General features: G+C 60.2%; 7 protein-coding genes and 1 pseudogene. 5 read left to right on the forward strand and 3 right to left on the reverse strand.

Annotated features, from left to right (window positions below):
• The coding region (locus BOW52_RS17555; protein WP_236725782.1) for a hypothetical protein at positions 1-249 on the forward strand (249 nt) is incomplete at its 5' end.
• A gap of 91 nt (positions 250-340) precedes the next feature.
• Here the strand turns inward: BOW52_RS17555 and BOW52_RS15560 are convergent.
• Genes BOW52_RS15560 through lpxL form a run of 3 tightly spaced genes read right to left on the reverse strand, consistent with a single transcriptional unit; the run spans position 341 to position 3801 of the window.
• Positions 341-1387, reverse strand: coding sequence for a glycosyltransferase family 9 protein (locus tag BOW52_RS15560; protein WP_078484999.1), 1047 nt, complete (start codon positions 1385-1387; stop codon positions 341-343).
• A 4-nt stretch (positions 1388-1391) separates the two neighbouring features.
• Positions 1392-2891 carry a glycosyltransferase family 39 protein gene (locus BOW52_RS15565; RefSeq protein WP_078485000.1) on the reverse strand — a complete coding sequence of 500 codons (1500 nt, stop codon included), beginning with the start codon at positions 2889-2891 and terminating at the stop codon, positions 1392-1394.
• Positions 2881-3801 carry an LpxL/LpxP family Kdo(2)-lipid IV(A) lauroyl/palmitoleoyl acyltransferase gene (gene lpxL, locus BOW52_RS15570; protein WP_078485001.1) on the reverse strand — a complete coding sequence of 307 codons (921 nt, stop codon included), beginning with the start codon at positions 3799-3801 and terminating at the stop codon, positions 2881-2883. Before lpxL ends, BOW52_RS15565 begins: the two co-directional genes overlap by 11 nt.
• A 130-nt stretch (positions 3802-3931) precedes the next feature.
• On the opposite strand from lpxL, the gene hldE reads away from it, so the two are divergent.
• The 4 genes and pseudogenes from hldE to BOW52_RS15590 all read left to right on the forward strand — a co-directional run.
• A complete protein-coding gene (hldE, locus tag BOW52_RS15575; protein WP_078485002.1) occupies positions 3932-5359 on the forward strand; it encodes a bifunctional D-glycero-beta-D-manno-heptose-7-phosphate kinase/D-glycero-beta-D-manno-heptose 1-phosphate adenylyltransferase HldE in 1428 nt (475 codons plus the stop codon).
• Between the two features lie 18 nt (positions 5360-5377).
• Positions 5378-6322, forward strand: coding sequence for an ADP-glyceromanno-heptose 6-epimerase (gene rfaD, locus BOW52_RS15580; protein ID WP_078485003.1), 945 nt, complete (start codon positions 5378-5380; stop codon positions 6320-6322).
• A 24-nt stretch (positions 6323-6346) separates the two neighbouring features.
• Positions 6347-7630 carry a lipid IV(A) 3-deoxy-D-manno-octulosonic acid transferase gene (waaA, locus tag BOW52_RS15585; protein ID WP_078485004.1) on the forward strand — a complete coding sequence of 428 codons (1284 nt, stop codon included), beginning with the start codon at positions 6347-6349 and terminating at the stop codon, positions 7628-7630.
• Positions 7631-7960: 330 nt separating this feature from the next.
• Positions 7961-8482: pseudogene (locus BOW52_RS15590) on the forward strand (hypothetical protein); the annotation flags it as partial.

The following is an 8482-nucleotide window of genomic DNA, read 5'->3' on the forward strand; positions in this document are numbered from 1 at the left end:
TTCTTCGTCGTTCGCTCGCGCTCTCAACTACGAATAGGCAGACGGCGTCGACTATCGCGGACTAACCGCCTTCGCTTCGCTATCCATAGCGGTCAGCGGGGGATTCGCACGATTATACCCCCCTCTACATCACCGAGCATCGGAGCGATTTCAGGGTTGAGTGAGCAGCTGTCTGAGCGCAGCGAGTTTCTGCTCACGCCTGAAATCGTGAGAAGCGGAGAGCACCCGAAGGGTGATGTGGCGGGGTGATGGTTTTGGGTACTTTTGCCGAATCAAAAGCACCACGCCGCGCGGGTGCGCGAACCCGCTTTCAAAAAGAGCGTCGCGTTAGCGACACAACTCAGACAACCCCCATCAAACCCAACCTATCCAAAACCATCTCCGGCGTAATCCCCACCATACAACTATGATGGTCACACTCATGCTTGCAGTAGCAGTACATGCACTCCAGATCGAGCTCGATCGCCTCGACCTGTTCACCGACAGGAACCACCCGCACCGGATTAGTGGGACCGCAAACAATTAACATCGGACGATTAGCAGCCGCAGCAACATGAGCCGTGCCGGTGTCGTTGGCGACGACAAAACGCGCCCCCTCGGTGAGCGGCACGATATCGATGATCTCGGTCTTGCCGCAGAGGTTGATGGTGGTCTCGGGGGCAAGTGCTGCAAGTTTTTCGCACTCACCCATCTCGTCGGGTCCGCCGATGATGAGTGATTTTGAGATGCCCTTTTCAGCCAGCAGCTTACTCAGTTCGGCGTAGCGCTCGGCGCCCCAGCGTTTGAGATAACCCGCCGCCTGGCAGCCCGGCATGAACAGCGCGTAGCCGCCCGGTTCGAGGTTGTGCTCCTGTTGGATGCGTTCGACGTTGACCCGGTTCTGTTCCGATACATGCAGCACCGGATGGGTGGTCTCGGTCGGGATGCCACCGCTGTTGAGTGCACTGCGCATCTGGCGGATCACGTGCACCGGCTTCTCCAGCTCTTCGGGCTGGATGTTGTAGGGGAACTGGCGATTGTTGCCGATACGCCAGGGAATCTGACGACCGCTGAGCCAGAGCATGCTGAGCATGATGCGGGTGTGATCGGAGGCCTGCAGGTCTACGACCAGATCATATTTTCCAGCACGCACCTCACGCAGCCACTGCAGCTTGCCGCGCAGGCCGCGCTGCTTGCCGCGCAGATCAACGGTGAAGACGCGACCAAAGCGCTCGTCGCCCTCGAAGAGCCGCTGCCACGGCGGCAGGGTGTTGAGATCGATCTGCGCCTCGGGGAAGGCGCGGCGCAGATCCTCGATCACGGTGGTGGCGATCACCACATCGCCCATCGCGCTCCACTTGATAACGAGGATGCGGCGTATCTTTTTTGTGGTCAGATCGATAGCCATGGTACTAGCGGCAGCCGCCGCGCCCCTTTCTGATCATGGTGTAGGCGATGGCGTAGCGCTTGTCGCTGCCGAAGTAGTTCATCACGTGGCGCACTCGCGGCTCATTGACGCTCAGCGCGACACCCAGCTCACTGCCGAGGAAGTCGCGCATCTTCTTCGGCACTCCCTTGCCGCGATCTCTCCAGACCAGCAGACAGTCACCCGGCGACCGGTAGGCGGGCTGGTAATAGGGAGTATCGAGCGAGATCACCCGCGCCTGGGGGAACTGTCCGAGCAGGTGGGCGGCGAGGAAATTGCTGCTGGCAACCACCGTCCCCTTCTCGAAGCCCGACTTCAGCACCTGCTTGCTCAACGCAACCATCGGGATCTGGATACGCTCGTAGCGCTGGTAGTCGGGGAAGAGGTGCATCTGCGCGATCCGCACCCCGGCGACGAGGAGCGTCAGCGCCATCAGAATAAAGACATAGAGTTTCACTGCGCGACGACCGGCACCGACCGCCTCGACCCTCAGGAAGAACCAGAGTGGGAAGAGCAGCAGCACCGGGTGCATCCAGCGCGCCTTGAAATAGGTCGCACCACCGAGGATATGCAGCAGCAGAAAACCGTAGGCGATCAGCAGGAACCAGCCGAGCAGCCGCTGCTCGGGATTGGTCGAGCTCCCTTGCGGCCAGAGCGCACGCGGGAAGAGCAGCGGCACGATCAGCACAAAGGGAACGAGGTAGTAGAGGCTCGCCTTGCCGAGGTTATAGAGCCCGCTGCCGATCCCCTCGAACCAACCCAGTTCACTCTGCGCCTGCACCGTGCTGGCGTAGTAGCGCTGCAGCTGGTCGAGGTTCTCGTAGAGCCAGCTGAAGTGGGGTAGCGTGAGCACCACCATGATCGCGATCGAAGCGAAGATGCGCCGGTCGAGCAGCCGCTGCCGATACTCCGCCACCAGCAACGCAGCGCCGATCAACGGCAGGGCGAAGAGCGGGAAGCTGTACTTCGACAGCGCACCAACCGCCAGCCACATGCCGAAGAGGATGTAGTGACGCGCCGAGTCCTCATCGCGCAGCCGCAGCAGCGCGTGGTAACTGGCGGCGCAGGCGAGCGCCAGCAGCATGGTGTGGGTAAAGCCCTCGTGGGCGCGCCAGGCGAAGGGGGAGATCAGCAGTAGCGAGAGCGGCGCCAGCAACGCCAGACGGTCATCATTGAAGAGGCGGCGTGAGGCGGCGAAGAGGTAGCCGAAGGTGGCGAAGAGCAGCGTGTACTTGAGCATCGTCAGCGCCAGCAGACCGGGGCCGAAGAACATCGAGAAGATCCAGGCGAGCCAGGTATAGAGCGGTGGCTGGCCGATACCGTAACCCCACGCCAGCGACTGGATGAAGAGTGCCTGCTCGGCGTCGTCGATCAGCATGGTCGAGGAGAGGCTCATGCGCAGCACGATGTGCAGCAGCAGGTAGAGCCCCACCACGCGGGTGAAGAGGCCCCAACTATCCCAGCGTGGCGACGGCTCAGTAGACACCGGACTCTCCCTCGGGACGGGTCTTGAAGCGGCGGTGAGCCCAGAGGTACTGCTCCGGCATAGTTTTGATCTGCGCCTCGATCAGGCGATTGATACGCAGCGCATCGGCCGCGCCATCCTCGCCGGGGAAGCCCTCCAGTGGTGGCAGAATGGTGAGACGGTAACGTCCATCATCGAGTCGACGCTGGAAGAAGGGGACCACCTGCGCACCACTCATCTTTGCCAGACGTGAGGTGGCGGTGATCGTGGCAGCGGTCGGGAAATCGAAGAAGGGGATAAAGACACTGTGTTCGCGGCCGTAGTTCTGGTCGGGGGCGTACCAGACCGGCTTGCCCTGTTTGAGGCTGCGCAGCATGCCACGAATATCTTCGCGCTTGATCGCCTTGTCGAAACTACGCTCGCGGGCGCGGCGCATCACCTCTTCGAAGAGCGGGTTTTTATGTTCGCGATACATCACATGGAAATGGGCGTGCGGCACCAGCAGACGTCCACCGATCTCCAGGGTGGTGAAGTGGGCGCTGAGCAGGATGACTCCCTGCCCCGCCTCGACCGCATCCTGCAGATGCTCCACTCCCTCGACACTCGCCATGCCACGCAGCGCCTCATCGGAGAGCCACCAGCTCATCGCCGTCTCGATCATGGTCATGCCGAGTGACTCGAAGTTTTTCCTCACCAACCGGGTTCGGTCTGCACCGCGCATATCGGGGAAACAGAGCCGCAGATTGGTCTCAACGATGTGACGACGCACCAGCATCACCAGACGCATAAAGTGGCCCAGCCCACGACCGAGCCTGAGGCGAATTGGGTGAGGGGCACGCGCCGCACACCAGAGCAGCGCCAGCGTCAGCCAGGTGAGCCAGTAGCGCGGTGCCAGAAAGCTTTTTGCCGGAAAGGGGGGCTGTCCGCTCATGTTTTAATCAGGTGATTCATGGTGGCGCCATTCTACTTTGTCGCAGGCGGCGGTGACAGACCGAGCGTAACGGAGCTGTGATATGATTCGCCCCAATAAATAGAAGCGGTAAATCAACACGTTCCTGCCTATGCGCGTCCAAATTCCAAGATTTGAAAATGCCCGAGTACTGGTCATCGGTGACCTGATGCTCGATCGTTACTGGCACGGCGGCACCTCACGGATTTCACCTGAGGCACCGGTCCCCGTGGTCCACGTTAAGGAGGAGGAGCAGCGCCCCGGCGGTGCCGGTAACGTAGCCCTTAACATCGCCGCGCTCGGCGCGCAGGTCACCCTGCTCGGCCTGACCGGCGAGGATGAGCAGGCCGACGCGCTGCAGGTACAGCTCGAGGCGGCGGGGGTCGAGTGTCAGTTCGAGCGTATCGCCGGCCACGCCACCATCACCAAGCTGCGTGTACTGAGCCGTCATCAGCAGCTGATCCGCCTCGACTTCGAGGATGATTTCAAAGGGTTGAATGGCGACCGCCTGCTGGAGCGTTTCAGCAACGCATTGGAGAGCTGTGACGTGGTGCTGCTCTCCGACTACGGCAAGGGCACGCTCGATAACTCACTGACGCTGATTGAGACCGCACGTGCCGCCGGCAAGCCGGTACTGGTCGACCCCAAGGGCAGCGACTTCACCATCTATCGCGGCGCAACACTGATCACCCCCAACTTCAGCGAGTTTGAGGAGGTTGCTGGCAGCAGTCCCGATAATGAGAGTGTGGTTACCAACGGCGAGGCGCTACGCAAACGGATCGATCTCGAGGCGCTGCTGGTCACCCGTGGCGAACACGGTATGAGCCTGCTACGTGCCGATGAAGCGCCACTCCATCTGCCCACCGTGGCACGCGAGGTCTTTGATGTGACCGGCGCGGGCGACACCGTCATCTCACTGCTCGCCGCCTCGCTCGCCGCTGGCCACCCGATGCCCGATGCCACCTCACTGGCCAATACCGGCGCAGGTCTGGTAGTTGGCAAACTCGGCGCGGCCACCATCACCGTTCCCGAGCTACGCCGTGCACTGCACATGCTGCACGCCTCTGGCCACGGTGTGGTCACCGAGGCACAGCTACTCGAGCTGGTCGAGGATGCGCGCGCCCATAATGAAACGGTGGTGATGACCAACGGCTGTTTCGACATCCTTCACCCCGGCCATGTCGACTATCTGGAGCAGGCGCGCAATCTCGGCGACCACCTGATCGTGGCGGTCAACGATGATGCCTCGGTGAGCCGCCTCAAGGGCGAGAACCGCCCGATCAACAATCTCGATCACCGCATGGCGGTGCTGGCCGCGCTGGAGAGCGTCGACTGGGTCGTACCCTTTGGCGAGGAGACCCCGGAGCGGCTGATTTGCAACGTGCTGCCCGACCTGCTGGTCAAGGGCGGTGACTACACGGCCGATGAGGTCGCCGGTGGAACCTGTGTACGCAACAACGGCGGCGAGGTCACCATCCTCACCTTCAAGGATGGCCACTCCACCACCACCATCATCGATACCATTCGCTCAGGCGAATAGTTCAGGAGAGATAGCAAAGTGATTATCGTAACCGGCGGTGCCGGCTTTATCGGCAGCAATATCGTCAAGGCGCTCAACGCGCGGGGTCGCACCGACATCCTGGTGATCGACAACCTGAAAAACGGCGTCAAGTTCAAGAACCTGGTCGACTGCGAGATCGAGGACTACATGGCCAAGGAGGATTTCCTGGTCAACATCCTCGACAAGGTCGACTTCGGCGCACCGATCGATGCGATCTTCCACGAGGGCGCCTGCTCCTCCACCACCGAGTGGGATGGGTGCTACATCATGGATAACAACTACGAGTACTCCAAGGCACTGCTGCACTTCTGCCTCGACCACGGCGCGCAGTTCATCTACGCCTCCTCCGCCTCGGTCTACGGCGACGGCAGCGTCTTCAGCGAGCAGCGCGAGCACGAGGCACCGCTCAACGTCTACGGCTACTCCAAGTTCCTCTTCGACCAGTATGTGCGCCGCGTGCTGCCGGAGGCGACCTGCCAGATCGCCGGCTTCCGCTACTTCAACGTCTACGGCCCGCGCGAACAGCACAAGGGCACCATGTCATCGGTCGCCTTCCACCTGCGCAACCAGCTTGGCGAGGGTGATCAGGTCAAACTCTTCGAGGGTTGTGACGGCTACGGCAACGGCGAACAGCGTCGCGACTTTATCTATGTCGGTGATGCGGTCGATGTGAACCTCTGGTTCCTCGACAACCCCGACAAGTCGGGCATCTTCAATGTCGGCACCGGGCGCTCACAGTCGTTCAACGATGTCGCCAACGCGGTGATCGACTACCACCAGCGCGGCACGCTCGAATACATCCCCTTCCCCGAGCATCTCAAGGGGCGTTACCAGAGCTTCACCGAGGCGGATATTTCAGTACTGCGTGAGATCGGTTACGACAAACCCTTCAAGACCGTTGCCGAGGGTGTGCACGCCTACATGGAGTGGCTCGACCGCTAAGGCTCAGCGCTTCGATCCGACCCCATGCATCGTAACCTTTATAGCGCCCTGCTCTACCTGCTGACGCCGCTGGTGCTGCTCAAGCTGCTGTGGCGCAGCCTCAAGGCACCCGACTACCGGCTGCGCTGGGGTGAGCGTTTCGGCCACTTCCCTCCTCCACAGCAGCGCGGCGGCATCTGGATCCACGCCGTCTCGGTGGGTGAGATGCAGGCGGCAGCGCCAATGATTCGCACCCTGCTCGAGCGTCACCCCGAGCTGCCGATGATCGTCACCACCACCACGCCCACCGGTTCACGCCGGGTGCGTGAGATGTTTGGCACCGATGTGTTCCACGTCTACGCTCCCTACGACCTACCGGCAGCGGTCAAACGTTTTCTGCTCACCACCCGCCCACGGTTGGCGGTGATTATGGAGACCGAGATCTGGCCCAACCTGTTCCACTACTGCGAGCGTTACAACATCCCCACCATCATCGCCAATGCACGCCTCTCGGAGCGCTCTGCCAAGGGCTACAGCACCTTTGAGAAGCTCACCAAGGAGACGCTGGGCAAGGTCACCCTGCTCGCCGCGCAGGGCAAACGCGACGCCTCACGCTTCGCCACCCTCGGTATGCCGATTCGCAGCACCCAGGTAACCGGCAGCATCAAGTTCGACATCAAACTCCCCGCCAGCCTGCAGGAGCAGGCCGAGGTGATGCGTCGCAACCTCGGCACCGACCGTCCTGTCTGGATCGCCGCCAGCACGCATGAGCGCGAAGATGAGATGGTGCTCGACGCCTTTGCCAAGATGCGCAAGGTGCAACCCAATCTATTATTGGTACTGGTGCCACGTCACCCGGAGCGTTTTTCACGCGCGGCCGAGCTGGCCAGCCAGACCGGCTACCGTGTCTGCCTGCGTAGCGAACACCGCGCCTGTCCGCACGAGACCGATGTCTTTATCGGCGATACGATGGGCGAGCTGCCACTCTTCTACGCCGCCTCAGACGTCGCCTTTGTCGGCGGCAGCCTGATACCCCACGGCGGCCACAACCCACTCGAAGCGGCCGCACTCGGCGTACCCGTGGTCACCGGGCCACACGTCTTTAACTTTGAAGAGATCAGCCAGCTGCTGCTAACCCGCGGTGCCAGCCGTCAGGTAAAGAATGGTGATGAGCTGGTCGCGGTAGTACTCGACTGGCTGGAGGATGCCAATCAACGTGAAGCGGTTGGCGCCATCGGCAAGACGGTAATCGATGAGAATCGTGGTGCGTTGCAGAAATTGATACAGCTCATCGAAGAGCAGCTGGAGCGGCGGCAGACGCAACGGTAGTTGGGGTTGTGTCGCTGTCGCGACGTCATTCTAATGCGGGTTCGCGCACCCGCGCGGCGTGGTACTTTTGATTCGGCAAAAGTACCCAAAACCATCACCCCGCCACATCACCCTGCGGGTGCCCTCCGCTTCTCATAATTTCAGGCGCGAGCAGAACTCACTCGCTCCGCTCGCTCAGACAGGCTGCTCGCATACCCCTGAAATTACTCCGATGCTCGGTGATGTAGAAGGGGAAAAGTCAAAACCAGTCTCGACATCCACTCATGAGCCACTTGCATGGAATGGGTATACTGACCACAGATGTCAAATACTCATGAACAAGGAGATCACATGGGGCTAATGAAGCATTATTGGATGGAGCTACAAGAGCAAGAATGGCAAGAGCAGAAAGAGGCATGGATAAGAGAGGAACTTGATGATCCTGACGCCGATGAAAGCACTGATGGCTGGGAACGACTTGAGTCAGCTTTCGATGATATGCATGCAATTTTCGGCTCGTATGAGGACGACTACTTTGTAGCTGGAAAAAGTCGCATAGACATTTTCAATGAAACTATGGAAGCTTCAAAGGAGATCGCAAATGTCCCGGTAAGCGATTCATCACGTGCAAATCTATCAGTAATGCTACACACACATATTGTTACAGCAGTTGAGGCTTATCTTTCATCTACATTCATTGAAACAGCCTTATCAGCGGAAACACACATGCGAAAACTGGTCGAGTCCGACCCTGAGTTTGAAAGCCGAAAGTTCTCTCGGGGAGTCGCTATTTTTGCGGAAGCTTGTTTTGGGCGTCCAAGCCCAAGCAAGCGGCAAATACTTAACGCGACCGTTTATGCCTACGGCGCCCCG

Origin of the sequence: Solemya pervernicosa gill symbiont, from assembly GCF_002020875.1 — a bacterium.
In the GTDB taxonomy this organism is placed as follows: Bacteria; Pseudomonadota; Gammaproteobacteria.